Origin of the sequence: Pseudomonas cichorii, assembly GCF_019719005.1 — a bacterium.
Classification (GTDB): domain Bacteria; phylum Pseudomonadota; class Gammaproteobacteria; order Pseudomonadales; family Pseudomonadaceae; genus Aquipseudomonas; species Aquipseudomonas cichorii_E.
In genome coordinates this window covers 107,134-130,121 of sequence record NZ_JAIGPJ010000009.1, presented here as the reverse complement: position 1 = coordinate 130,121, position 22,988 = coordinate 107,134, and the positions used below count along the sequence as shown (strand labels likewise).

The window sequence follows — 22,988 nt, the reverse complement described above, 5'->3', positions numbered from 1 at the left end:
TGCCGTTAGAGGTTCCAGAGTATGGCTGAACGTCTCAGTAACGACTTCCAGTTCATCGAGGTCGGACGTAAAGATCCGAAGAAGAAGCTGCTGCGCCAGCGCAAGAAAGAGTTCGTGGAAATCTACGAGCCCTTCAAGCCCCAGCAGTCCGCCGATCAGGCTCACCGTTGCCTGGGCTGCGGCAACCCGTATTGCGAGTGGAAATGCCCGGTACACAACTTCATCCCCAACTGGCTGAAGCTGGTATCCGAAGGCAATATCCTGGCGGCCGCCGAGCTGTCGCACCAGACCAATACCCTGCCGGAAGTCTGCGGCCGTGTATGTCCTCAGGATCGTCTGTGTGAAGGTGCATGCACCCTCAATGACGGTTTTGGTGCTGTCACCATCGGTTCAGTCGAGAAATACATCACCGACACCGCGTTCGCCATGGGCTGGCGTCCGGACATGTCCCGCGTTGTGCCGACTGGCAAGCGCGTGGCGATCATTGGTGCAGGTCCTGCGGGCCTGGGTTGTGCCGACGTGCTGGTGCGCGGTGGCGTAACACCGGTGGTCTTCGACAAGAACCCGGAAATCGGCGGTCTGCTGACCTTTGGTATTCCCGAGTTCAAGCTTGAGAAAAGCGTGTTGAGCAATCGCCGTGAAGTGTTCACCGGCATGGGTATCGAGTTCCGTCTCAATACCGAAGTCGGCAAGGACGTCACCGTCGATCAACTGCTTGAAGAGTTCGATGCCGTGTTCATGGGCATGGGAACCTACACCTACATGAAAGGTGGCTTTGCCGGTGAAGAACTGCCGGGCGTACACGATGCGCTCGACTTCCTGATCGCCAACGTCAACCGCAATCTGGGTTTCGAGAAGTCGCCGGAAGATTTCGTCGACATGAAAGGCAAGAAAGTTGTGGTGCTGGGTGGTGGTGACACCGCGATGGACTGCAACCGTACGTCGATCCGCCAGGGTGCCAAATCGGTGACCTGTGCCTATCGTCGCGACGAAGAAAACATGCCGGGTTCACGCAAGGAAGTGAAGAACGCCAAGGAAGAGGGCGTGAAGTTCCTCTACAACCGCCAGCCAATCGCCATCGTTGGTGACGGCAAGGTTGAAGGTGTGAAAGTGGTCGAGACTCGCCTTGGAGAGCCTGACGCCCGCGGTCGTCGCAGCCCAGAGCCGATTCCGGGGTCCGAAGAAATCATCCCGGCCGACGCTGTGGTCATCGCCTTCGGCTTCCGCCCAAGCCCGGCGCCATGGTTCGAACAGTTCGGCATCAACACCGACAGCCAGGGCCGCGTCATCGCCCCGGAGCAGTCGCAATTCAAGCACCAGACCAGCAACCCGAAAATATTCGCAGGCGGCGACATGGTCCGCGGCTCCGACCTGGTCGTCACCGCAATCTTTGAAGGCCGCAACGCGGCTGAAGGGATTCTGGATTATCTGGGCGTCTGATGACGGCAGCTTCAAGTTGTAAGCTACAAGCTACAAGCTACAAGCTACAAGCGGTAAGCAAAGGCAGGCTTTTCTGCTTCTAGCTTGCCGCTTAAAGCTTGTAGCTTAAAGCTACCCTGTGCCCCCAATCACCCCAATAGAGAAAAGAAACCGCTCTTGCCGTGCCTTTTGTGTCGAGCTCTGAGAAAATGCCCGCACTTTTTTTGCGGATGCCGACATGACTGCCCTGAAGAACGACCGTTTCCTTCGTGCCCTGCTCAAGCAACCCGTAGACGTCACGCCTGTCTGGATGATGCGTCAGGCCGGTCGCTACTTGCCTGAATACCGCGCCAGCCGTGCCAAGGCGGGTGATTTCATGAGCCTGTGCAAGAACGCCGAGTTCGCGTGTGAAGTCACGTTGCAGCCGCTGGATCGTTACCCGCTGGATGCTGCGATCCTGTTCTCCGATATCCTCACCATCCCCGATGCCATGGGCCTGGGCCTGTATTTCGAGACCGGTGAAGGTCCGCGCTTCAAGAAAACCGTCAGCACCCTGGCCGACATCGAAGCCCTGCCGATTCCCGATGCGCAGCAAGATCTGGGCTATGTGATGAATGCGGTCAGCACCATCCGTCGCGAGCTTAATGGTCGCGTCCCGCTGATCGGTTTCTCCGGCAGCCCATGGACGCTGGCCACTTATATGGTCGAAGGCGGCTCGTCGAAAGACTTCCGCAAGTCCAAGGCCATGCTCTACGAAAACCCGCAAGCCATGCACCTGCTACTCGACAAGCTGGCGCAGTCGGTCACTTCGTACCTCAATGGCCAGATCCTCGCGGGTGCTCAGGCGGTGCAGATCTTCGATAGCTGGGGCGGCAGCCTTTCCTCAGCGGCTTATCAGGAATTCTCGCTGGCCTACATGCGCAAGATCGTCAGTGGCCTGATCCGCGAGCACGATGGCCGCAAGGTTCCGGTCATCCTGTTCACCAAGGGTGGCGGTCTGTGGCTGGAAAGCATTGCCGATGCCGGTGCCGATGCTCTGGGCCTGGACTGGACCTGCGACCTCGGCCAGGCCCGCCAACGCGTCGGCAACAAGGTTGCGCTGCAAGGCAACATGGACCCGACCGTGCTTTATGCACGCCCGGAAGCCATCCGCCAGGAAGTGGCCCGCATCCTGGCCAGCTACGGCAGCGGCACCGGCCACGTCTTCAACCTCGGCCACGGCATCACCCCGGAAGTCGACCCGGCCAATGCCGGTGCGTTTATCGAAGCGGTGCATGAGTTGTCGGCGCAGTATCACCAGTAATTTGTATTGCGGTCATGAAAGCGCCCGGTTTTTGCCGGGCGTTTTCATGTGCGTCAGACGGTGAGGAGTTGTTCAGCGTACCGGGCAATAACGTGGCAAAAGCGTGTTTGTTGTCCACGGGCGCGTTGGGCGATTATTTGTAGCTCGTCTTTGCTTGCCGTAAGCAAGAAGTCGTCATTGAAGATACCGAGCATCGTTTCTTCCCGACGGTTATTCAACCGAAGGGTGTCAAGCGCGAGGATTTCGAGCATTTTTGATGCGGCTTCATCATCTGCGTCTGTCGGTTTTATCTCGCCACTCAGCGTATATTGAAAGCGGCTTTCGCAGTTTTCATCCTGTGGGGAGATATGCCGAGCTTCATCAAAGAGATTGCCTTTCTTATGGCCGCAATGCAGCAGGTAATCAGGTTCTCTTTGTTGTAGCTCACCCACGTCGCGCAAGCAGGAGGCATGCAGGTTGCTATAGTCAAGTTCCAGGCTCTTATAGTCTGATTTTGGGCGAAAGTGCTCTATGTGGCTGGTTTGCTCGGATATCTCATCCCCGCAATAACAGCACAGATAGGCTTGCTCTCTCAGCAGGCTTTCATGGACCTCTTTTTTCTTTTGTGGCGCAGAGCGAGTCAGTGATTTATAGGTAGGCTTGCGGTTTTCTCTTTCTGCTTTGACTTTCCAGCGTGTAAAAGACAGCGGCTCAATTCCCTTGAGTACTTTCCTCATCTGCCAATCATCTCTTTGCGGGTTATCAGAGCCTGAGCTCTAGCATATTCAGGAAGGTCTGGAGTCAGCGCTTTGAGTTCTTCCAGTTGCAGCTTGGCCTTTTCGAGATTGTTATCTTCCAGTGTGGAAAATAGCTGGTTCAGTAACTTTTCGATCTCTGGATCGCGCTGCGTAACGCCCATGACCTCTTCAAGCACGCTGCTGGAGTCCATTCCGTAGGTCGTTCTCGGGTTAGAGGCCTTGCCGTTATGCAGCAGGATGACTTCTTCGGGTTGCAGGCTGCCGATGATCTGTGGTGAATGGCTTGTGGCAATGAATTGCACTTTCGGGAATGCTTTTTTGAGCGTAGGAGCAATATTGCGTTGCCAGGCTGGGTGAAGATGTATGTCCAACTCATCGATAATCACGATGCCATTGGTATTCTCCAGAACATCTTTCCCCATCTGTGGATTGAGGATGCACATCCGACGCGCAATATCGGCTATCAGAGCAATCAAACTGCGCTGCCCATCACTGAGGTCGTGGAACGGCACAGTCTTGCCTGGCCCCATATCGATTAGCAGACTTTGCAGTCTCAAGTCATATCTGAGGTCAAGCGCATCAGGGATTGCGAGCTGTATCGCCTGGTTTACCCATGTGAGTTCATCCTCGGGTTCGCTGTTGGACTTCGAGTCCAGCTTGTCCTGAAGACGCTCAAGAGTCCTGGCGATTAACCAGCTTTCAAAGTCGCGCAAGTCGGCTACGGCATCAAACCAGTTCAGGTAGCCATCGAAACGGGATAATTTCTGTTGTGCCGAAAACTCTGCCGATACGTTAGCGCTTTTCCACCGGCGATTGGCACGATAAAAAGCCAGTACTGGTAGATCGATACGCTCCCCCGCATTCCACTTGGCATGTACTTCTTCCATGTGCGTCAGGAATGATGGGTCGACGGCTGCTTCCCAGATATCAGCCAGCTGTATCGTTCCCCAGTCCGGAAGGCCAAAAATGTCACCCTCGGCTTTTATGAAAACAGGAAGTTTGCGTTCAAACCGGCTTCGCCCTTCGTACTTATCAACAACGAAGCGCACATCTTCGATGGGTAAATTTTTTTCGTCGCATTTCATCGCGTTGCCAAACGGCACAAGAGACACGGCCACCCCCTGCAACAACGACGTCTTCCCACTCCCATTGACCCCAACCACCAGGTTAAACCCCGGCTGGAAATCAAAATGAGCATCTTCGTAACAACGAAAATTCTGTAGGTGGAGATGGTCGAGGCGCATGCTGGTTTCCTTTACCAAGTCTGGCAGATGCGCCAGTGTACCTTGGCTTGCCGTGTCTGCCAGCGTTCAGTCTGTGACTAGGCCTTTGCAGGCAGCGGCTGCAACCTCGACAGCCGCAAGGCTACGCCCAGTGCGATCAGCAGCAAGATGCCAATAAACAGGCCGATGCCGTTCCAGCCAGCGTAATGCCAGAACACGCCACCGCCGGTTCCGGCCACGCTTGAGCCGGCGTAATAGCAGAACAGGTACAGTGAAGTGGCCTGGCCTCTGGCCTTGACGGCTCTGCGACCGACCCAACTGCTGGCCAGTGAGTGGGCACCGAAGAAGCCGAAGGTGAAGATCAAGACGCCGACAATGATGACTGCCAACGGGCTGAACAGGGTCAGGGCCAGGCCGATCAGCATCATGACGATGACGGCCCACAACACTTTGCGCCGTCCCAGCCTGTCGCCCAGTGCGCCGATCTGCGCGGAGCTGTAGATGCCCGACAGGTAAACGATCGAAAACACGCCCACCACTGCCTGGCTCAGGTTGTAGGGTTCGGTCAGCAGGCGATAGCCGATGTAGTTGAACAGGGTGACGAACGCGCCCATCAGCAGAAAGGCGAGCAGAAACAGCAGCGGCAGCCCTGCATCGCGAAACTGCAGGACGAAACCGTCCAGCAGGCTGCGCGGGTGCAGCGAGCGGGGCTGGAAGTTGCGGGACTCGGGCAGGATTCTCCAGAACACAGCTGCAGCAATCAGTGCCAGACCGCCGACCACCAGCATCGCGGTATGCCAGCTTACGTAATCGATCATCACTCCCGTAATCAGCCGTCCGCTCATGCCGCCGACCGCGCTGCCGCCGATATAAAGCCCCATGGCCAGGCCAAGGTGCATCGGGTGGATTTCCTCGCTGAGGTAAGTCATGGCCACCGCCGCCAGCCCGCTGAGGGACAGGCCGACCATTGCGCGTGTCACGAGAACGCCTTCCCAGGTGGGCATCAGTGCGCTGGCAATGGTGGAGATGGCTGCACAGAACAGCGCCAGCACCATCACCGGCTTGCGCCCCAACCGGTCGGAAATCGGCCCGGTGATCAACAGGCCAATGGCGAGCATTGCCGTCGCAACCGACAGGATCAGGCTGCTTTGCGCGGCATTGATCGAGAACTCCTGGGACAGCAGCGGCATCATCGGCTGCACGCAATACAGCAGGGCAAAGGTCGCGAACCCTCCGGCGAACAGCGCCAGCACTGTCCTGGTGAAAGCCGGTGTGTTTTTTTCGATATAGCTGTCGCCTGCGGCAGCGGTGGGCTGAGAGTCTGTGGAAAGCGGGGCAACGGCAGGGTTCACGATGGACCTCGGGGCGCGGCAGACAGGTAATGAAAAAAGCATATAGCGCCGAAATCATTCAATCCAATATATTGTTCGACCTGTTTGATATGTAAAACGACTTGATCGGAGGTCGCATGGAATTGCGTCATCTGCGTTACTTCATCGCAGTTGCCGAAGAGCTGCATTTTGGCCGTGCCGCTCAGACGCTGGGTATTTCCCAGCCGCCGCTGAGCCAGCAGATCCAGACGCTGGAGCAGGAGCTGGGAGCGCGTCTGTTCGACCGCACTAACCGGCGGGTGCAACTGAGCGAAGCCGGGCGGCTGTTTCTCGAAGAAGCTCGTGGCGTGTTGGCGCAGGTCGACAAGGCTGCCGATGTGGCGCGTAGGGCACAGTTGGGTGAGCTTGGCGAATTGAAGATCGGTTTCACCGCTTCGGCGCCTTTTACCTCCAGCATCCCACAGGCAATTTTCTCTTTTCGGCAGAAGTACCCGGCTGTACACCTGGCCTTGAAGGAGATGACCAGCAAGGATGTGGCCGAGCAACTGGAGGACAGATCGATACAGGTCGGCATCATGCGTCCGCTGGCCTTGCCTGATTCACTGGTGTCTTTCGAGCTGTTGCGCGAGCCACTGGTGGCAATCATGCGTTCAGACCATCCATTGGCGGCGTGCAGCGAGCAGGGGCTGTACATGTCGGAGCTGGCGACCGAGCCGTTCGTGTTTTTCCCACGCACTTATGGCAGCGGTTTGTACGCCCAGATACTGGAGCTGGCGCGAGACGCCGGTTTCAGCCCGCTGATTACCCAGGAAGCCGGAGAGGTGATGACCATCATCGGGCTGGTGGCAGCCGGTCTGGGTGTAACGGTTCTGCCTGCGTCCTACCAGCGAATGCGCATCGAGGGCGTGGTCTATAGAACCTTGCTGGACCCGGCGGCAACCAGCGCGGTATGGCTGGTACAGAGAAAGGATGAACAGTCACCAATGGCTAAGGCGTTCTTTGAACTGGTGACTGGCCGGTAGATTTCACTTGCCCCGTCGCGGGCAAGCCCCCTCCCACAAGGATTTGCGTTCATCCTGCGCCAGATCATCACGTCGTCATTGACGATGCCCCGCATTGAAGTCCTGGATGCCTGGATTGATCGACAGCTCCTTGAGGATTCTTTCACGCAGCAGGTTAATCCAGCGGTTGTAGTTACGGTGGATCTGGCCGTCCTTGTAGTCCAGGCCGGTACTGCTGCGGTAGTCGATTTCAAACGAGGTCGGGGTGTACGGAATATCGACCTCGGCATGATGACGGCCACGCACGGTGATGGCGGCTTTGATCATGCCCGGTTTTATCGATTGCACGACCCATTGGCGATCATTGAGCGCGGTGACGATTGCACGGCTCATCTGCTCGTTGCTGAAACCCATCTCGCTGGAGAAGTTTTCCTTGGCGTTGTACACCGGCTTGCTGGTACAGCCTGTTATCAACAAGGCCAGAGCCATCAAGGCGACGATGCGGTGGATCAGATTCATTCCCTTTACTCCGTAGGTAGATCGGTTTAGTGCCAGCGGCGGAAAATCAGCGAAGTATTGACCCCGCCAAACGCAAAGTTGTTGTTCATCACATACTCGTTGCTCATTTGCCGGGGTTCGCCGATCAGGTAATCCAGCTCGCCGCATTGCGGGTCGATGCTGTCGAGATTGAGCGTGTGGATGTAACGGTCGCGGTTGAGCATTTCGATGCTGAACCATGATTCCAGCGCGCCGCAGGCACCGAGCGTGTGACCGAAAAAGCTTTTTTGCGAGCTGATCGGCATGCGCGGGCCAAAGAGGCTGCTGGTCGCCAGGGTTTCGGCGATATCGCCCTGCTCGGTGGCTGTGCCGTGGCCGTTGACGTAGCCGACGGCCTCTGGCGGCAGGTTGGCGTCTTCCAGTGCCAGCTCCATGGCGCGGCGCATGGTGATCTGCTCCGGACGGGTGCTGTGAGCGCCATCGGCATTGCTGCCGAAACCGACGATTTCCGCGTAGATATGCGCACCTCGGGCCAATGCATGCTCAAGCTCTTCGAGCACCAGCATGCCGGCACCCTCACCAATCACCAGCCCATCGCGCCCACTGTCGTAAGGCCTTGGGCTGGTGTGCGGCGCGTCGTTTTTCAGGCTGGTTGCGTACAGCGCATCGAAAACCATGGCTTCGGTGGGGCACAGTTCTTCAGCGCCCCCTGCCAGCATCAGCGGCAAGCGTCCGAACTTGATCGCTTCATAGGCGTAGCCGATGCCCTGACTGCCGCTGGTGCAGGCACTGGAGGTCGGGATCAAGCGTCCGGTCAGGCCGAAGAAGATGCTGATATTGGCTGCCGTGGTGTGGGGCATCATTCGCACATAGGAGTTGGCGTTCAGGCCTTCTGCCACGGAGTTGAGCAGCATGTTGCCGAATGCTTTTATGTCGTCGGTACTGCCAGTCGAGGAGCCGCATGCAGTGCCCATGCGACCGTCGCGAATGATCGGGTCATTCAGCAAGCCTGCATCTATCAGGGCTTTTTCCGACGCGCCCACAGCCATACGCGATACCCGGCCCATGCTGCGCAACTGCTTGCGGGTCCAGTGCTCGGGGACTGCGAAGTCGTCGACAGGTCCGGCCAGCCGTGTGTTGAGTTCGGGGAACCGATCCCACTCGCCCATGCGCCGGATGCCGCTGCGGTTAGCGGTAAAGTTGGCTTCGATGCTGGCCCAGTCGCTGCCCAGTGAAGTAATGCCGGACATGCCGGTAACGACAACGCGCTTCATCAGCACAGGCCTCCGTTGACGGCCAGGACCTGGCGAGTGATGTAGGCTGCCTCCGCGGACATCAGGAAGTTCACCGCGCCGGCGACCTCTTCAGGCGTGCCCATGCGCTGGGCCGGGATCATTTTCATCAGTTCGTCCACCGGAACGTTTTCGTCCAGCATCGCCGTATCGATCAGGCCCGGTGCCACGCAGTTGACGGTGATCTTGCGTTTGCCCAGTTCGATGGCCAGAGCCTTGGCTGCGCCAATCAGGCCCGCTTTGGAAGCGCTGTAATTGACCTGCCCACGATTGCCGATCAGGCCCGAGACCGACGTGATACACACAATCCGGCCAGCCGCACGACGGCGAATCATCGGCATCATGACCGGGTGCAGCACGTTGTAGAAACCATCGAGGTTAGTGCGCAGCACTTGATCCCAGTCTTCTTCGCTGAGAGCCGGAAAGGCACCATCGCGAGTCAGGCCGGCGTTGAGCACGACGCCGTAATAGGCGCCATGGACTTCAACATCCTCTTCGAGAATCGCCTTGCAGGTGGCACGGTCGCTCACGTCGAATTGCAGAACGCGGGCCTGACGACCCAGGGCGATGACCTCGGCCTGAACGGCTTCGGCTTCACTGCGACCGCTGCGGCAATGCAGGACCAGGTCATATCCGGCCTGGGCCAGACGCAGCGCAATGGCGCGGCCGATGCCACGGCTGGAGCCGGTGACCAGTATCGATTCAGTCATGCCATGGCTCCTTCGGTCAGGTATTGGGCGGCGTTGGGTGGGCAATAGACACTGAGGCGGGCAAAGGCCTGGATGTCCGGGCCGGTCAGGTTGCATTCAAAGACACCCATGCCGCTGTCGTCCTGCAATGAGCGTGTGGCCTTGATCGTCAGCTCGCTGCCAGCCGGGAAATGCCCGACGTTGCATTCGTATTTTCGGCTGCCGAGCAGGAAGCCCAACTGAACAGGCTCGCCCTTGAGACGGGCCTGACAACCGGCATAGGCCGCAACACTCTGGGCCATCAGTTCTACGCCGATCCAGGCGGGAAGGTTGCCATCCGGCTGGCTGAACAAGCCATCGGGGCGCACGGTCACGCGGGTCTGGATCTGTTCTTCGTCAAAGCTCAGGACCTGATCGATAAGGATCATGTCGGCAGCATGGGGGATCAACTCGGCGAGCGGCCAATCGATCATGGTGCATCTCCGATAATCAGGCTGATGTTGTTGCCGCCGAAAGCAAAGGAATTGCTCATCAGGTAGCGGGAGTCAGTGAGCGCCAGCTGCGCGCCGGGCAGTGTCCATTGCAGGACTGGCAACAATGGATCGGCCTGGCCATCCCACAGATGAGGAGGCAAGGCCCGTTCGCTGTTCTGCGGTGCAAGAGTGAGCCAGCAGAACGCGACTTCCAGGGCACCGGCGGCACCGAGGGTATGGCCGCTGAGAGGCTTGGTCGAAGAGCACGAAACACCGTAGGGAAATACCGCCTGCACGGCCAGGCTTTCCATGGCGTCATTGTGCTGGGTCGCGGTGCCGTGCAGGTTCAGGTAACCGATTTGCCGGGCAGCGAGCCGGGCATTGTCCAGTGCCTGTTGCATGGCTTGCCGGGCTCCACGGCCATTGGGCTCTGGCGCGGAGATATGGTGAGCGTCGCAACTGGCACCGGCCCCGAGCAGGGCGATCGAGTGTGTGCCGCTGGCTTCACGGGTCATGAGGAACAGGACGGCCGCTTCGCCGATATTGATGCCGTCGCGGTTGACTGAGAATGGATTGCAGCGCTGTTGCGACACGGCTTCCAGCGCGGAAAAACCATTGAGCGTCAGCCTGCAAAGGCTGTCCACGCCACCACACAGAACGGCGTCGCACAGACCCATGTCCAAGGCTCGCCTTGCGCTGAGCAAGGCGCGGGCGCTGGAGGTGCAGGCTGTGGAAATCACATAGGCCGGGCCGCGCAGTTCCAGCCATGACGCCAGGAAGGTCGCCGGTGCGCCCAGTTCCTGCTGCTGATAGTCGTAATGTTCGGGGAAACTCTGGTCGCGCAGCCAGGTCGCCATGCTGTTGCTGGCTTCGTCGATACCCGAGGTGCTGGTACCCAGAATGACTCCGATACGCTCGACGCCATAACGCTCGATGGCTTGACGGATATCACTTTCGATCTGCAGGGCGGCGGTCAGCAACAATTGGTTATTGCGACTGCCCTGTGCGCTCAATGACGCGGGGATGGGAGCCAGGGCATCTTTGATTGCGCCGACCGGCAATACCCGGTCGGGCACCCAGCCGTTCTCTGCAACCATCCCCGAACTGTCGGCAGCGAACAGCTTGCGCGACACCTCTTCAGGACCATTGCCCAGGGCACAGATCAGCCCCATGGCATTGAGGTAGGCAGTCATTGTGAGGTCTCGACATTCAAGGGGGTGATTTCATAACTCAGCCCTTCCTTGAGCTTCAGCGTAAAGACAGTGGCAGAACGGTAATCGACCCGCCAGCGGTCATCGAGGCGACGCTGCTGTTGTTGATCTTGCGCGGCAGGATAACTGATGAGCAGCTTTTCGTTTGGTGTCAGGGCAAACAGCAGTGCTGCGAACAGCTCACGCGCCTCCGGGTTCGGCGGCAGTAGGCCATCGGCCTGCCACTTGCCCTGAATCAGCAACTGGCGTGCTTGGGGAATGCCCAGCGGGTCCATCAAGGACCAGCGCAACCCGGCATTTTCACGCTGGATAATCAGCAGCCAGTCCTGGCGCTGATCGGCCTGCTCACGCTGGATGTGCAGCTGCATTGGTAACTGTAACGACGGCATGGCCGCAGGCAACGGTGCCTGACTGGCACAGCCGCTCAGCAGCAGAATCACGAAAAGCCAAGCGCGGATCATGACGCCTCGCCGGTCAGGGGCTTGCGAGCCACGACATTGACCAGGGTTTCTTCGCGCTGCCCGAACGGCTTGGGCTTGAGCAGCTTCAAGCGCTCCAGCAAGCCGAAGTCCTTGGAACGACTCCACCACAGATAGGGGTACGAGACATTCTCCGCTTCAAACTCGAAGCCCTGGTCGCGAATCATCTCCAGGTACTGCGCTGCGCTTTTCTGCACATGCATGGGGTGGCGAAACAGCCAGCGAATCACCCAAGTGTCGATATAGGCCTCGGTGGATTCGGCGAACAGCAGATAACCGCCCGGCTTCAGCACGCGATAGAACTCGGCAATGGCTTTTTCCTGCTCGACCAGATGGTGAAAGGTCTGGTGACAGAACAGCATGTCGACGCTGGCATCCGGCAATTGCAGGGCGGCGCAATCACTGCCGATCAGCTCGATATCGATACCCTGGCGGCGAGCTTCTTCACGGCTCATCTTCAGGCTGTGGGGGTCGGCGTCCACACCTAGCAAGCGTGAAGGTGCGAAGACCTGACGCAAATACTGGAAGGACTTGCCTTGACCGCAACCGGCATCCAGCAGCACCGGCGCTTCAGGCGGTTGGCCATTGAACAGCGTGCGCAGATCATTGATCGCAACCCGCAGGACGTGATGCTGCCAGGTGTGGCTGCGCAGGAACCAGAACCCGAAACGGGTTTCTTCGACATAGCTGTCGCTCAGGAATGGCTGGTTCATGAGGCGTTACTCGCGCAGAACTCGGCCAGCATCCGCAACCGGCGCTTGGGCTCGCTGACAAAGGGATTGCGTTCATCCCAGGCATAACCGGCCAGGATGGCGCTGATCATGCGGCGGATTTCCGGGGTGCTGTCGGGGTAGAAAATCACGTCCTGAAAGCTGTTGTCATACCAGCCTTCGACATAGGCGCGGAAGGTATCGACACCGCGCTTGAGCGGGATGGCGAATCCGGTTTCCCAGTCCACGCTTTCGCCCTGTAACTGTCGGCTCAGCAGGTTGGCGGCCATGCTGGCCGAGCGCATGGCAATGGTCACGCCGGACGAGAACACCGGGTCGAGAAATTCCGCCGCGTTGCCCAGCAGTGCGAAGCCCGGGCCGTAGAGGGTTTTTACGTTGGCCGAATAACCACCGATGGTCCGTGCTGGCGTATCCCAGACGGCATTTTTCAGCACCTTCTTGAGCTGTGGTGTTTCATCGACGAATGCTTGCAGGCAGGCGTCCAGATCCTGCGGCTTATCCTTGAAGCGCTCAGCCGAAGCCACCACGCCCAGAGAACAGCGGCCATTGCTGAACGGGATCGACCAGAACCAGACGTCCCGGTGCTCGGGATGAATGCTGATCAGGATCTTCTCGCGGTCGAAGGGCGGGCTTTCGATATGGTCTTCGATGTGGGTGAACACGGCCTGGCGCACCGGGAAGCCGGACGGAGCTTCAAGGTCCAGCAAACGCGGCAGGACGCGGCCATAACCGCTGGCATCCAGTACGAACACGGCTTGCACGCTGTACTCGCTGCCGTCTTCACGACGAACGCTCAGGATGGGCTGCGAGCTGCTGAAGTCGACGTTGATGATTTCCTGCTGATAGCGGATTTCAACACCTTGCAGCGCTGCCTGATCGGCCAGCAGCTTGTCGAACTCGCTGCGCTGGACCTGAAAGGTCGTGGGTTTGCCGTTGCTGAACGTGTCACCGAAATCGAAATCGCTGTACTGATCACCGACAGCAAAGGCTGCACCGTTTTTCTTCTGGAATCCGGCCGCCTCAACCGCTTCGAGCATGCCGGCTTCTTCGACGAAATCCAGGCAATGGGAGAGCAGGCTTTCGCCAATGGAGAAGCGTGGAAACAGCTGGCGTTCGATGATCAGAACATCATGGCCCTTGCGTTTGAGCAACGCTGCGGCGATAGCACCGGCAGGGCCGGCACCAATGATGACAACCTGCCGATTTTCCATGTCAGTGAGGGGCACAAGAATTCCTTATCGGTTGGTCGGTGTTAAGGGAGGACGGCAACGGTTTGCGACCCATGCCGGTCAGGGCAGGCATGAGCGTCGCCAGCAGGCTCATCAGCATCAGCGCGAAATACAGCGCCGGACTGATGAGTTGCTGTTGCAGCAGAAGATTGAGAAAGACGATTTCGCTCAGACCGCGGATGTTCAGCAGCACGCTTTCGCGCCAGCGGCTTGCGCCTGCAAAAGAGGGTGGAGCCCAGCGCAGACCGATCCAGTTCCCCAGCATCTTGCTGACGATGGGGACGATGATCAGTGCGCCCAGTTGCAGCCAGCTCAGGGTGCTCATGGCGCTGTGTATGTTGATTTGCACAATGCCGAAGGTCAGCAGCAACGGGATCGCCAGTTGGTTCTGCAAGCGTTTGAACAGGGCCGCAGGCAGCGGCAGCCTCCAGGTTTGCCCAAGGCGCGACATGCATAGCAGATAGCCAATGCCGAAGATCAGCGCGTTAAGTTTGTAGTGCTCGGCTACCACCAGCATTGCAAAGAACGTCAGGCTGTAGAGCAACGGCTGGCGCAGGCCCACTAGGCGAAACAGCAAGGGAATGCAGGCTCCCAGCAACGGCAGTAACAGGCTGGCGGGTTTCAGGCTGCCCTGGCCCATGGCAAACAGGCTCCAGCAGGCCAGATCGATGAGGATCGCGGTCTGCACCAGACGGCGTGTCGCCTGAGGCGGGTAGCCGATGTGTTGCAGATAGAGATAAAGCACCGGAATTGCAGTGATCGCGAACACCAGCCCAATGGCCAGCGAGCTGAGCCAGGATTGGTCCGGCAGCAGCCATAGCGCACAGGCCAGGCCTGTAATGAAGGGCACCAGAAAGCTCGGAATCGCGACTTTCAGGCTCTGGCGGTCCAGTCGGGCATCGATGACATCGCTGAGGATATGCCCAAGGACTATCGCGAAGGCCAGGCCATACAAGGTTTTGAGCCATACCGGCGACACCAGTTGCGCGCCGCTCAGTTGCCAGTTCGGCTCGATCCAGAACAGCATCAGCAGCGGCAAACCAAAGGTCGCCAGCAGCAACTGACTGACGATGGGAATCAGCCCCAGCCGCTGACCCGCCCAGGTTGCCAGGGCAAAGGCCAATAGCGCCATCAGCCAGAACAGAAGGATCATCACGAGCGATGTTCCTTCTTCGGACTTGCCCAAGGCGCAAGGATGAAGCTGAACGCCAGCCCAAGGCTGACGGAGAGCCCGAAATTGCTGATGGCCGGGGTACTGGATATCGCCAACAAGCCGAACGAAAGCCAGGTGGTGACAGCCGCCAGCAGCGTACCCAGCAGGCTGACGGCAGCGCCGCCGATCTGCTCGCGCATGAGAATGGCGTAATCGACACTGATCGCCGTCACCAGCAGCAGGCCGAACAGGCTGAACAGGGTCAGCGGCTGACCGAGCCAGCCCAGGCTTGCCAGACTGCACAGTGCCGCCAGCAAGGGCAGGGCGACAATGCGCAAGGCACCGCCGAAGCCGAATGGCACGATCAACAACAGGACGATCAATACGCAGGACAGCAGCTTCAGTTCGGCGGCGCTGATCTGGGTGGCGGCGAATACGCTGTTGAGTTCGCCCAGGCGATCCACCAGTTGTACACCTTCCAGCCCTTGCGCCTGAGTCTTCAGCAGAGCGGGATCGTTCAGACCTCGCAAACTTACGATGCCGGCCACGCCGTTATCGTCATGGCCGAGCCAGAGCGTGCGCCAGGGTTCGCTGAGTGGTCCGGTGAGGGCGAGGTCGATATTTTGTGAGGGCAGCGCTTGCAGTCGAGCCAGCTCGGCCTGCAATGCGCTGGCCGGTACGCCCAGTTGGACCAGAGGCTGCCAAAGCGGCTCCAGACGGGAGAGTGCAGTGCGTGTGGCTTGCTGGTCGGCGGGCGATGCGACCAGTTGATTGAGCGCCATGTAGCCCTGCAGCTTGCCGACATTGACCAGTTGTTCCAGTCGCTGGGTGAGTGCCGACTGGCGCTCCAGCAATTGTTGCTCATCCTTGCCCCGAACCAGAAAGAACTGGCTGGTGGGCTGGTAGCCGGTGATGCGGGCGATGGCCTGGGCTTCGTCTGTCAGTGCCTGAGGCGCCGAAACCCATTGGCGGATATCGTTTCGAGTGGTCAGTTGCCACAAGCCTGTTGCACAGAACGCCAACAGCACTGCCAACAGTACGGGAGTACTGATGCGTTGCAGCAAGGCTTCGCGGCAATCGAGCAGGTGTTGTGCCAGAGCCAGAGGCCATTGCGCGGGATGGATTTCGACCTTGGCGAGCAACGCCGGCAGCAGGCAGACCGCTGTCAGGTAGGCCCCGATCAGGCCGGCAGCCGAGAACACGGCGATTTGCGTCAAGGCTGGAAATGGCGTCCAGGCCAGGGCCAGATAGCCAATACAGCTGGTGATCAGGCTCAGGCTCAGACCGGGCAATGTGAGGCGCAAGGCAGGCCAGCTTCGCCATGGCTTCAGGCTCCAGCTCTTGGACAGATAGTGCAGCGGGTAGTCCACGGCTACGCCGATCAGGCTGGAACCGAGTACCAGCGTCATGACGTGCATGCTGCCGAAGAACGCCACGCAGGCCACTGCACCGAACAGCATGCCCACCAGCACTGGCACGAAGGCCAGGAGCACTTTCCAGCGTCGGAAAGCCAGCAACAGCAGCAACAGAATGCCCAGCGTGGCACCGCCACCTACCCAGGTGATTTCCCGGCTGGCCTGTTTCTGCCCATTGGCGGCATACAGCAGGCCGCTGGCTGCCAGTAACTGGCCGTCGACCTGTCTGGCCTGTTCGCGAGCAGCATCCAGCAGGTTCGCGACCTGGGTGGGCAGGTGCATGTCGAATGCATCGCTGCGAGTGCGCGAGCGCAGCAATACCCAGCTTTTGTCATCGGCCACGGCAATCAATGCGCCGCTGGCCAGATCCGGCTGGACCGAGCCCTGTTTCGGCAGCCCATTCTGAATCCGCCCGGTCAGGCCCAGCCAGTCGTCCTGACTCGCCACCAGACTGAATCCTGCAAATGGATCGAACAGGTTTTGTACGCGCTGCTCGATGAAGGCCTGTGGATCGTTGATCAGCAGGTCGCGGTCTGCATCTGGCAGCATCGCCACCCGGCCTTGCAACAGCTGATTACGCAAGGCCGGCAGGTCCGCTTGCAATGACCACTGCACTTTCTCGAACAGTCCGCTGGCTTGCCATTGTTCGCTCAATCGGCGAGCCAGTTCGATGGCCTGTTGGCGGTCGGCATGCCCGACCAGTACCAGCATTTCCCGATTGAGCGGTTCCTGCATGCGCTGTTCGGCGCGCAGTACCAAGGCATCGGTGTTGGTGCCGGGCACCAGCTCCATCAGGTTGGCCGACAGTGGCGAGCGGTCACGCCACTGCCACCCGGCCAGGGCCAGAACGCCCGCCAGGATCAGCAGGAACAGGCGCGGCAGCAGGCGTTCAGTTGTTGAATTCATTGCGCTGCACGTCGGTCAAGGCCTGGGAGCTGCTGCTGTCGAGCATTTTCAGAACAGTGCTGTCGCCCTGGGTTTCCAGCAGTTCGATACGGTTGACCAGTTCGCCGCCGTTGATATTGATCTGCTTGAAGACCTGTTGCAGCAGCAGTGAACGCGGGATGAGGGTGAGCTGCCAGGCTTGGGCGTCGCCTTTCAATTGCAGCTCGAAGTCCCGCTGCAAGCCGCTGCTGTCGCCTTGCAGTACGGCGAGAAAAAGTCGGTTCTGTTCGGCGCCTGCGCTCTTGCCCGGCAGGAGTTTCCAGGGGCCGCTGCCCGGTGCTTCGCGGCGAGCGATACCGGCTGGCGTGATGCGGTAATCCTGTTTCAGTGGCGTTTCCAGCAGCCAGAGCAGGCCGAACTCTTTGGCCAGAACGAAACGGCCTTTGCTGAGCAAGGGTTGCGGCAGTGCGCGCAGGTGTTTTTCCTGAACGAAGTTGCCCTGTACTACTACAGGTTTGGCCAGTTGATCACTGAGTTGTTGCAGATCGAAGGCCAATGCCAGTGACGGCAGGCACATCATGCTGAACAGGCACAGAGCCCGAATGGCGCGGTTCATGGCATGACCTTCTGGACGGCATCGATAAAGACTTGAGGGGAGGCCAGTTGCATCTCGCGGCTTTCCCGACTCACGGCGACCTGAACCGTACTGGCGCGGGTCATGCGCTCCCCGGTGCTGGCGTCGGTGATCAGGTAGTTGATCTTCAGGCGGTTTTCCCATTCCACCAGACTGGCGCGCACGATCAGTTTCTGGCCGAACACAGCACCCCGCATGTAGCGCAGTTGCAGGTCGATCACGGGCCAGCCGTAGCCGGACTCCAGCATGTGGGTGTAGTTGTGGCCGATATGGTCCAGCAACGCACAGCGAGCGACTTCCAGGTATTTGACGTAGTGGCCGTGCCAGACGATGTTCATCATGTCGACATCGAAAAACGGCACCGTCACTTCTGTGTCGACGTGAATGAATCCCTTACTGCGCATGCAACCTCCAGTGGCGGTTGGCGATGCGATTCAGGCACAGGCGCAGCTCGGCTTCCAGGGCGCGATCCTCTATGACTGGCGGGAAGTCCTGAGCCAGTTGCTCGTGCATGGCGGCCAGTGCCGGTGGCAATGGACGTGCGTCATCTGCCTGACTGCGCAACCAGACGCCCTGATTGGCGGCGATCAGTGTGGCGGCAGCGACCTGCTCGGTCAGTTCCAGTACGCGGATGGCATCCCGGGCAGCAATCGTGCCCATGCTGACCTTGTCCTGGTTGTGGCATTCGGTCGAACGCGAGAACACGCTGGCGGGCATGGTGTTTTTAAGGGCTTCGGCGGTCCAGGCGCTGGCACCGATCTGCACGGCCTTGAAACCGTGATTGAGCATGGCCCGTTCGCTGCTGGCGCCGGACAGGTTGCTCGGCAGGCCATGGTTGTAGCGTGTGTCCACCAGCAACGCCAGTTGCCGGTCCAGCAGGTCGGCGACGTTGGCCACCAGGGTTTTCAGGCTGTCCATGGCAAAGGCGATATGCCCGCCGTAGAAATGCCCGCCATGCAGGACGCGCTCGGCTTCGGCATCGATGATCGGGTTGTCGTTGGCGCTGTTGAGTTCGATTTCGATGAACGAACGCAACCAGTTCAGGCTGTCTGCCAGCACGCCCAGTACATGGGGCGCGCAACGCAGCGAGTAGCGATCCTGTAGACGATGCAGCGGCGCAGTGGGCGCATCAATGGCCAGATCCTGACGCAGCCAGGCGGCGACCTGAGTCTGGCCCGGATGAGGTTTGGCGGCGAACAGGCGCTCGTCGAAATGCTCCGGGTTACCTTGCAGCGCTACGACATTCAGAGCCGTGATGCGGGTTGCCAGTTGCAGCAGGTAATCGGCGCGGGCGAACGCCAGACAGGCCAGACCGGTCATGACGGCGGTGCCGTTCATCAATGCTAGCGCTTCCTTGGGCCTGAGCTGGAGCGGTTGCCAACCCAGTTCGCGATGTACATCGCTGGCCTGACGTCGCTCGCCACGGAACATGACTTCACGTTCACCGGACAAGGTGGCTGCCACATAGGATAAGGGCGTCAGGTCACCACTGGCACCCACCGAGCCTTCTTCCGGAATCAGCGGCAAGACGTCGTGTTCGATAAAGGCTTGCAGGCGTTCCAGCAGCTCGACGCGCACACCGGAAACACCGTGACACAAGGATTGCAGGCGCGCAGCCAGGACCGCACGGGTGGCCTGTGCATCCAGCAGCTTGCCCAGGCCGCAACCGTGAAAGGTGTACAAGTGACGGGGCAGGGCCTCGACGTGCTGCAACGGCACGGCGACCACGCAGGAGTCACCGTAACCGGTGGTGACGCCGTAGATCACGCCTTCCTTGTCCAGCAGGGAATCCAGGAACTGCGCGCCTTTGGCGATGCGCTCCCGAAAGGCGCTGTCGCCTTGCAGGGCCGTAGGTGCCTGGCGATTGGCAAGGGCCAGAACGTCCTCGATACGCAGTGCGCGTTCGCCAAACATGACCGTGTCAGGAGCTTGATTCGTCATCGGACTTCCAGAAAGGGTAGAAATTGAACCACTGCTGCGGAGCCTCAAGGCAATAGTGCCCAAGGCGTTCGGCATAGCGGCTGGCCCAGTGGGCAATCACTTCGGCGCGGTCGCTGCGGCGCCATTGAATGGCATCGGTGAAGGGTTCCAGAATCACTCGGTAACCCTTCGGGCCCTTGAGGCAGAAAAACAGATTGACCGGGCATTTGAGCAGCCCGGCCAGTAACCATGGTCCCTGGGGGAAGCTTGCCGGTTGGCCGAGGAAATCAGCCTGCACGTTGCGCCCGCCGTGCAGGGTGACGCGATCCCCGGCAATGGCCAGCCATTCGCCTTCATCCAGGCGCTGGCTCAGTTGCAGCATGATTGCCGGGTCCAGCTCACTGACCTGTATCAGGCGCAGATTGTTCGCGCCCGCCTGACCCAGCAGGCGGTTGAAGCGCTCGGCGTGCTTGGTGTGGACCAGCACATTCATGGTGACCTTTTCGCCCAGCTCGGCCAGCGCACGGCAGACTTCAAGATTGCCCAGATGCGCCCCGACCAGTAACTGACCGCGCTCGCCTCGCAATTGATCGCGCAGAAGCGCGGGGTCGACGATTTCAATCTGCTCGATCCCGAGCTTGCCGTTCCAGACGTCGAGCTTGTCCAGCAAAGCATCGGCAAAGGCCATGAACTGGCCGAAAACCCGCCATTGAGTGGGGCGCAGTTCAGGCTTGCCGCTCCAGTGCGCCAGCCGTTGCTGGTATTGCCAGATGCTTCGGCGAGCCCGACGACCGAACAGGAAGAAATACAGAACGATGCCGTATAGCACCGGGCTGAGCACACGCCGGCCCAGCACACGCACGCCCCAGGCGGTGAGCTTCATCAACAGGAAACTGCCACGCTCTTCGTGGTTGGCCCAATGCTGCTTCTGCGGGTTGTCACTCATGGCTTCAACCGCCGCCACAGGATCAGTGGTAGACGCAGCAGCATGCCGAAGAACAGCTTGGTGTGCATCTTGGAAATCAGTGCGTTGTCATGAAACAGGCGGAAGTGTGACAGCCCGTCCTGGGGGTAGTGAACCCGAGTCGGCAGCCAGCGCATCGGCTGCTTGCGCCATGACAGGCGCACCAGAATTTCCGGGTCGAAGTCCATGCGTTTTCCGACGTGAACCGAGTCGATCAGTTTCAGTACGGGCGGCAATGGATAGACCCGAAAACCGCACATCGAATCGCGAATCTGTAGCGACAGGCTATTGATCCAGACCCACACATGGGTCAGGTAACGGGCATATAGCCGGCCTTTCGGGACGCTGGCGTCATACTCGGGATAGCCGCAGATGATCGCCTCCGGGTAGAGACGCGAGTTGTCCAGAAACACCGCGACATCGCTCAGGTCATGCTGGCCATCGGCATCGACTTGCAGCGCGTGGCTGAAACCCAGTCGCGAAGCTTCACGCAGCCCGGCCATGACCGCGCCGCCTTTACCCTGGTTGACCGCAAGGGTGACCAGAAAGACCTGATCGTTTTCAGCCAGCGATTGCAGCACAGCCGCACAGCTCTGGCTGCTGGCATCATCGACCAGAACGCACGGCAACCCGGCTGCCCGCAATGCCTTGACGACATCGGGTACGGCCAGCTCATGATCGAACACCGGGATAACGGCGCAGGGGTTATGCATCCTGGCTGGCCTCCAAGAGAATTCTCCCGCTGGAGCAGGGAGCGTTGTCGGTGTTGGTGAAGGCGAAATACAGCTTGGAGCGTTCGGCATCGAAGCGCAGGGTCAGCTTGAGCCGATCGCCCGGGCGAACCAGTTGCTGGAACTTGAGCACTTCCATGCCCGCGAACACAGGCGGTACCTCCAGCAGTTGCCGGGCCAGATGCATTGCCCACTCGACCTGCACCACGCCTGGCAGCACCGGGATTTTGGGGAAATGCCCGCTGAAATACGCGAGGTCCGGCGGGACCAGCAGGTCCAGGTGCAATTCAGCGTCGACGGTTTGCTGTTTCAGCAGCTCTGGCTGCTTGGGGCGCGGAGCCATGAGCAATGCCTGGACTTGCGCCTGCGGCAGCTTGCCTTGGGCGTTGAACGGCAGTTGCCGCAGCATGCGCCAGCGACGCGGCAGGGCAATGGCCTCGCAATGGGCGCTCAGGTGCTGGCGAAGGCTCTGGGTCAGGGCACGTCGACCCTGGTTGCGTAGCGCATGCATTCCGCCCGGGCTCAACACAATCAAGGCGCCAAGCGATGCCCGGCTTTCCTGAACGACTCCCAGGCGCGCGTCCTTGATCCACTCATGGCTCATGAGGGCTTCTTCCAGAAGCGGCAGGGAAATGCGTTTTTCTTCAAGCTTGACGATGCGGTCCAGGCGCCCCAGCAGCTCGAAACGGCCATCTTCATCGATGCGGGCAGCATCGGCAGTCTGCTCGACATGAGCGGCGGGCATGTAGGGCGAACGGATGCACAGCGCGCCATCGATGTTCTGACTCAGTTGTACGCCATCGAACGCCTGCCAGAGGCTTTCGCCCTGACGCCAGGCGATCCCGCCTGTTTCGGAACTGCCGAGAATCTCGGTGGGCCATTGCCCCAGGCGTTGCTGCAGGCTCTGAGCGGCATCGGCGGGCAATGCACCGCCGGATGAAAACACCCGGCGTACTGCGCTCAGGCTGGACCAGTCCAGGTTGTCGCCCATTCGCTTGAGCAATGCCGGGCTGGCGACCCAGGCGAAGGCCGGATATTCCCGGCTGGCGCGTTGCAGGTCTTCCGGGAACGGCAATTGTTTGCGCACGAACAGGCGGGCGGCGCACAAAGGCCACAGCACGCGAAACAACAAACCATAGATATGTTGAGAGGCTACGCTGCCGATGATGCAGGCCGATCCCAGCTCCTCGCCCCAAAGTTGCTCCAGGGCTTCGACTTCATTGGCCAGTTGCCGAAGGCGTTTTTCGATCAGTTTGGGTTCGCCGCTTGAGCCCGAGGTACACAGGCTCAGGCGACATTCGTCCAGGTCCAGCGCCATGGGGGCAAGCGGTGCTATGTTCTGCAATTCGTGTGGTTTGGTGTCGCCAGCCTGATCGGTCAGCCACACGTCCACATGCTTCGCCCAGCGCTGGCGGGTCTGGGCCTGCAGGTCGGCAGGCAGCAAGATTTCCACACCAGCGCGCCAGGCACCGAGCAGCGCAATGGACAGATCGCCTGCGTCCTCAAGGTGTACGGCCAGTCGCTTGATGTTCCGGGCCTGCAAACCGGCAGCCAGACGTAATGCCTGCTCACAGAATTGAGCATGATTGAGGGCGGGTTCTTGTGTCAGTAGCCGATCTTTCGAGGGTTCGAGCAGCAGGTTTTCGAGGTTTAACCAGTTCATGCGATCC

General features: G+C 59.6%; 22 protein-coding genes. 3 read left to right on the top strand and 19 right to left on the bottom strand.

The annotated features are described in order from the left end of the window. The first annotated feature begins 21 nt into the window (after positions 1–21). Together K5D32_RS09735 and hemE are read left to right on the top strand one after the other, a co-directional pair. Entirely contained in the window at positions 22–1,440 is a 1,419-nt protein-coding gene (locus K5D32_RS09735) for an FAD-dependent oxidoreductase (protein ID WP_221577111.1), read from the top strand. Positions 1,441–1,657: 217 nt separating this feature from the next. Continuing rightward, positions 1,658–2,722 (top strand): uroporphyrinogen decarboxylase, encoded by a 1,065-nt coding sequence (gene hemE / locus K5D32_RS09730; protein WP_221600079.1) that lies wholly within the window; start codon positions 1,658–1,660, stop codon positions 2,720–2,722. A 53-nt stretch (positions 2,723–2,775) separates the two neighbouring features. On the opposite strand, the gene K5D32_RS09725 is transcribed toward hemE, so the two are convergent. From K5D32_RS09725 to K5D32_RS09715, 3 genes are all read right to left on the bottom strand, one after another. Further along, positions 2,776–3,438 (bottom strand): retron system putative HNH endonuclease, encoded by a 663-nt coding sequence (locus K5D32_RS09725; protein ID WP_221600076.1) that lies wholly within the window; start codon positions 3,436–3,438, stop codon positions 2,776–2,778. Then, positions 3,435–4,703 (bottom strand): AAA family ATPase, encoded by a 1,269-nt coding sequence (locus tag K5D32_RS09720; protein WP_221600074.1) that lies wholly within the window; start codon positions 4,701–4,703, stop codon positions 3,435–3,437. Before K5D32_RS09720 ends, K5D32_RS09725 begins: the two co-directional genes overlap by 4 nt. Positions 4,704–4,780: 77 nt before the next feature. Further along, entirely contained in the window at positions 4,781–6,034 is a 1,254-nt protein-coding gene (locus tag K5D32_RS09715) for an MFS transporter (protein ID WP_308125044.1), read from the bottom strand. Positions 6,035–6,150: 116 nt separating this feature from the next. On the opposite strand from K5D32_RS09715, the gene K5D32_RS09710 reads away from it, so the two are divergent. Then, positions 6,151–7,035, top strand: a complete 885-nt coding sequence (locus K5D32_RS09710) for a LysR family transcriptional regulator (RefSeq protein WP_221593225.1) — start codon at positions 6,151–6,153, stop codon at positions 7,033–7,035. A gap of 75 nt (positions 7,036–7,110) precedes the next feature. On the opposite strand, the gene K5D32_RS09705 is transcribed toward K5D32_RS09710, so the two are convergent. From K5D32_RS09705 to K5D32_RS09630, 16 genes are read right to left on the bottom strand one after another with little or no spacing between them, the layout of a single operon-like run. Further along, entirely contained in the window at positions 7,111–7,533 is a 423-nt protein-coding gene (locus K5D32_RS09705; RefSeq protein ID WP_221600069.1) for a hypothetical protein, read from the bottom strand. Between the two features lie 26 nt (positions 7,534–7,559). After that, complete coding sequence (locus K5D32_RS09700) at positions 7,560–8,786, bottom strand: beta-ketoacyl-ACP synthase (RefSeq protein ID WP_221600067.1); 1,227 nt, start codon at positions 8,784–8,786, stop codon at positions 7,560–7,562. Beyond that, a complete protein-coding gene (fabG, locus tag K5D32_RS09695) occupies positions 8,786–9,514 on the bottom strand; it encodes a 3-oxoacyl-ACP reductase FabG (protein ID WP_221600065.1) in 729 nt (242 codons plus the stop codon). The genes K5D32_RS09700 and fabG overlap by 1 nt, the downstream gene beginning before the upstream one ends. Further along, positions 9,511–9,966 carry a hotdog family protein gene (locus tag K5D32_RS09690; RefSeq protein ID WP_221539408.1) on the bottom strand — a complete coding sequence of 152 codons (456 nt, stop codon included), beginning with the start codon at positions 9,964–9,966 and terminating at the stop codon, positions 9,511–9,513. The genes fabG and K5D32_RS09690 overlap by 4 nt, the downstream gene beginning before the upstream one ends. Next, positions 9,963–11,159, bottom strand: coding sequence for a beta-ketoacyl-[acyl-carrier-protein] synthase family protein (locus tag K5D32_RS09685; protein ID WP_221600063.1), 1,197 nt, complete (start codon positions 11,157–11,159; stop codon positions 9,963–9,965). The genes K5D32_RS09690 and K5D32_RS09685 overlap by 4 nt, the downstream gene beginning before the upstream one ends. Continuing rightward, positions 11,156–11,638: a hypothetical protein gene (locus tag K5D32_RS09680; RefSeq protein WP_221600061.1), complete on the bottom strand. Its 483-nt coding sequence runs from the start codon at positions 11,636–11,638 to the stop codon at positions 11,156–11,158. The genes K5D32_RS09685 and K5D32_RS09680 overlap by 4 nt, the downstream gene beginning before the upstream one ends. Then, positions 11,635–12,369, bottom strand: coding sequence for a class I SAM-dependent methyltransferase (locus K5D32_RS09675; protein WP_221600059.1), 735 nt, complete (start codon positions 12,367–12,369; stop codon positions 11,635–11,637). Before K5D32_RS09675 ends, K5D32_RS09680 begins: the two co-directional genes overlap by 4 nt. Then, positions 12,366–13,613, bottom strand: coding sequence for an NAD(P)/FAD-dependent oxidoreductase (locus tag K5D32_RS09670; RefSeq protein WP_221600057.1), 1,248 nt, complete (start codon positions 13,611–13,613; stop codon positions 12,366–12,368). The genes K5D32_RS09675 and K5D32_RS09670 overlap by 4 nt, the downstream gene beginning before the upstream one ends. Continuing rightward, entirely contained in the window at positions 13,600–14,772 is a 1,173-nt protein-coding gene (locus K5D32_RS09665; protein ID WP_221600055.1) for a sodium:proton antiporter, read from the bottom strand. Before K5D32_RS09665 ends, K5D32_RS09670 begins: the two co-directional genes overlap by 14 nt. Further along, positions 14,769–17,090, bottom strand: a complete 2,322-nt coding sequence (locus K5D32_RS09660) for an MMPL family transporter (RefSeq protein ID WP_221600053.1) — start codon at positions 17,088–17,090, stop codon at positions 14,769–14,771. Before K5D32_RS09660 ends, K5D32_RS09665 begins: the two co-directional genes overlap by 4 nt. After that, positions 17,074–17,685, bottom strand: coding sequence for an outer membrane lipoprotein carrier protein LolA (locus K5D32_RS09655; RefSeq protein WP_221600051.1), 612 nt, complete (start codon positions 17,683–17,685; stop codon positions 17,074–17,076). Before K5D32_RS09655 ends, K5D32_RS09660 begins: the two co-directional genes overlap by 17 nt. Continuing rightward, the gene (locus K5D32_RS09650; RefSeq protein WP_221600049.1) at positions 17,682–18,107 is read right to left on the bottom strand and encodes a thioesterase family protein; all 426 of its coding nucleotides are present in this window, start codon (positions 18,105–18,107) and stop codon (positions 17,682–17,684) included. The genes K5D32_RS09655 and K5D32_RS09650 overlap by 4 nt, the downstream gene beginning before the upstream one ends. Continuing rightward, a complete protein-coding gene (hutH, locus tag K5D32_RS09645; protein WP_221600047.1) occupies positions 18,097–19,644 on the bottom strand; it encodes a histidine ammonia-lyase in 1,548 nt (515 codons plus the stop codon). The genes K5D32_RS09650 and hutH overlap by 11 nt, the downstream gene beginning before the upstream one ends. Beyond that, entirely contained in the window at positions 19,625–20,569 is a 945-nt protein-coding gene (locus K5D32_RS09640; RefSeq protein WP_221600045.1) for a glycosyl transferase, read from the bottom strand. The genes hutH and K5D32_RS09640 overlap by 20 nt, the downstream gene beginning before the upstream one ends. Beyond that, a complete protein-coding gene (locus tag K5D32_RS09635) occupies positions 20,566–21,300 on the bottom strand; it encodes a glycosyltransferase family 2 protein (protein ID WP_221600043.1) in 735 nt (244 codons plus the stop codon). Before K5D32_RS09635 ends, K5D32_RS09640 begins: the two co-directional genes overlap by 4 nt. After that, entirely contained in the window at positions 21,293–22,981 is a 1,689-nt protein-coding gene (locus K5D32_RS09630) for an acyl-CoA synthetase family protein (RefSeq protein WP_221600041.1), read from the bottom strand. Before K5D32_RS09630 ends, K5D32_RS09635 begins: the two co-directional genes overlap by 8 nt. Positions 22,982–22,988: the final 7 nt, after the last annotated feature.

What these genes read in the sequence shown, in the direction of transcription:
- K5D32_RS09735 (WP_221577111.1), top strand. Translation starts at nt 22, where the DNA reads ATGGCTGAACGTCTCAGTAACGACTTCCAGTTCATCGAGGTCGGACGT.
- hemE (WP_221600079.1), top strand. Translation starts at nt 1,658, where the DNA reads ATGACTGCCCTGAAGAACGACCGTTTCCTTCGTGCCCTGCTCAAGCAA.
- K5D32_RS09700 (WP_221600067.1), bottom strand. Translation starts at nt 8,786, where the DNA reads ATGAAGCGCGTTGTCGTTACCGGCATGTCCGGCATTACTTCACTGGGC.
- K5D32_RS09690 (WP_221539408.1), bottom strand. Translation starts at nt 9,966, where the DNA reads ATGATCGATTGGCCGCTCGCCGAGTTGATCCCCCATGCTGCCGACATG.
- K5D32_RS09705 (WP_221600069.1), bottom strand. Translation starts at nt 7,533, where the DNA reads ATGAATCTGATCCACCGCATCGTCGCCTTGATGGCTCTGGCCTTGTTG.
- K5D32_RS09725 (WP_221600076.1), bottom strand. Translation starts at nt 3,438, where the DNA reads ATGAGGAAAGTACTCAAGGGAATTGAGCCGCTGTCTTTTACACGCTGG.
- K5D32_RS09660 (WP_221600053.1), bottom strand. Translation starts at nt 17,090, where the DNA reads ATGAATTCAACAACTGAACGCCTGCTGCCGCGCCTGTTCCTGCTGATC.
- K5D32_RS09685 (WP_221600063.1), bottom strand. Translation starts at nt 11,159, where the DNA reads ATGACTGCCTACCTCAATGCCATGGGGCTGATCTGTGCCCTGGGCAAT.
- K5D32_RS09680 (WP_221600061.1), bottom strand. Translation starts at nt 11,638, where the DNA reads ATGATCCGCGCTTGGCTTTTCGTGATTCTGCTGCTGAGCGGCTGTGCC.
- K5D32_RS09720 (WP_221600074.1), bottom strand. Translation starts at nt 4,703, where the DNA reads ATGCGCCTCGACCATCTCCACCTACAGAATTTTCGTTGTTACGAAGAT.
- K5D32_RS09640 (WP_221600045.1), bottom strand. Translation starts at nt 20,569, where the DNA reads ATGAGTGACAACCCGCAGAAGCAGCATTGGGCCAACCACGAAGAGCGT.
- K5D32_RS09650 (WP_221600049.1), bottom strand. Translation starts at nt 18,107, where the DNA reads ATGCGCAGTAAGGGATTCATTCACGTCGACACAGAAGTGACGGTGCCG.
- K5D32_RS09635 (WP_221600043.1), bottom strand. Translation starts at nt 21,300, where the DNA reads ATGCATAACCCCTGCGCCGTTATCCCGGTGTTCGATCATGAGCTGGCC.
- K5D32_RS09630 (WP_221600041.1), bottom strand. Translation starts at nt 22,981, where the DNA reads ATGAACTGGTTAAACCTCGAAAACCTGCTGCTCGAACCCTCGAAAGAT.
- hutH (WP_221600047.1), bottom strand. Translation starts at nt 19,644, where the DNA reads ATGACGAATCAAGCTCCTGACACGGTCATGTTTGGCGAACGCGCACTG.
- K5D32_RS09675 (WP_221600059.1), bottom strand. Translation starts at nt 12,369, where the DNA reads ATGAACCAGCCATTCCTGAGCGACAGCTATGTCGAAGAAACCCGTTTC.
- K5D32_RS09655 (WP_221600051.1), bottom strand. Translation starts at nt 17,685, where the DNA reads ATGAACCGCGCCATTCGGGCTCTGTGCCTGTTCAGCATGATGTGCCTG.
- fabG (WP_221600065.1), bottom strand. Translation starts at nt 9,514, where the DNA reads ATGACTGAATCGATACTGGTCACCGGCTCCAGCCGTGGCATCGGCCGC.
- K5D32_RS09710 (WP_221593225.1), top strand. Translation starts at nt 6,151, where the DNA reads ATGGAATTGCGTCATCTGCGTTACTTCATCGCAGTTGCCGAAGAGCTG.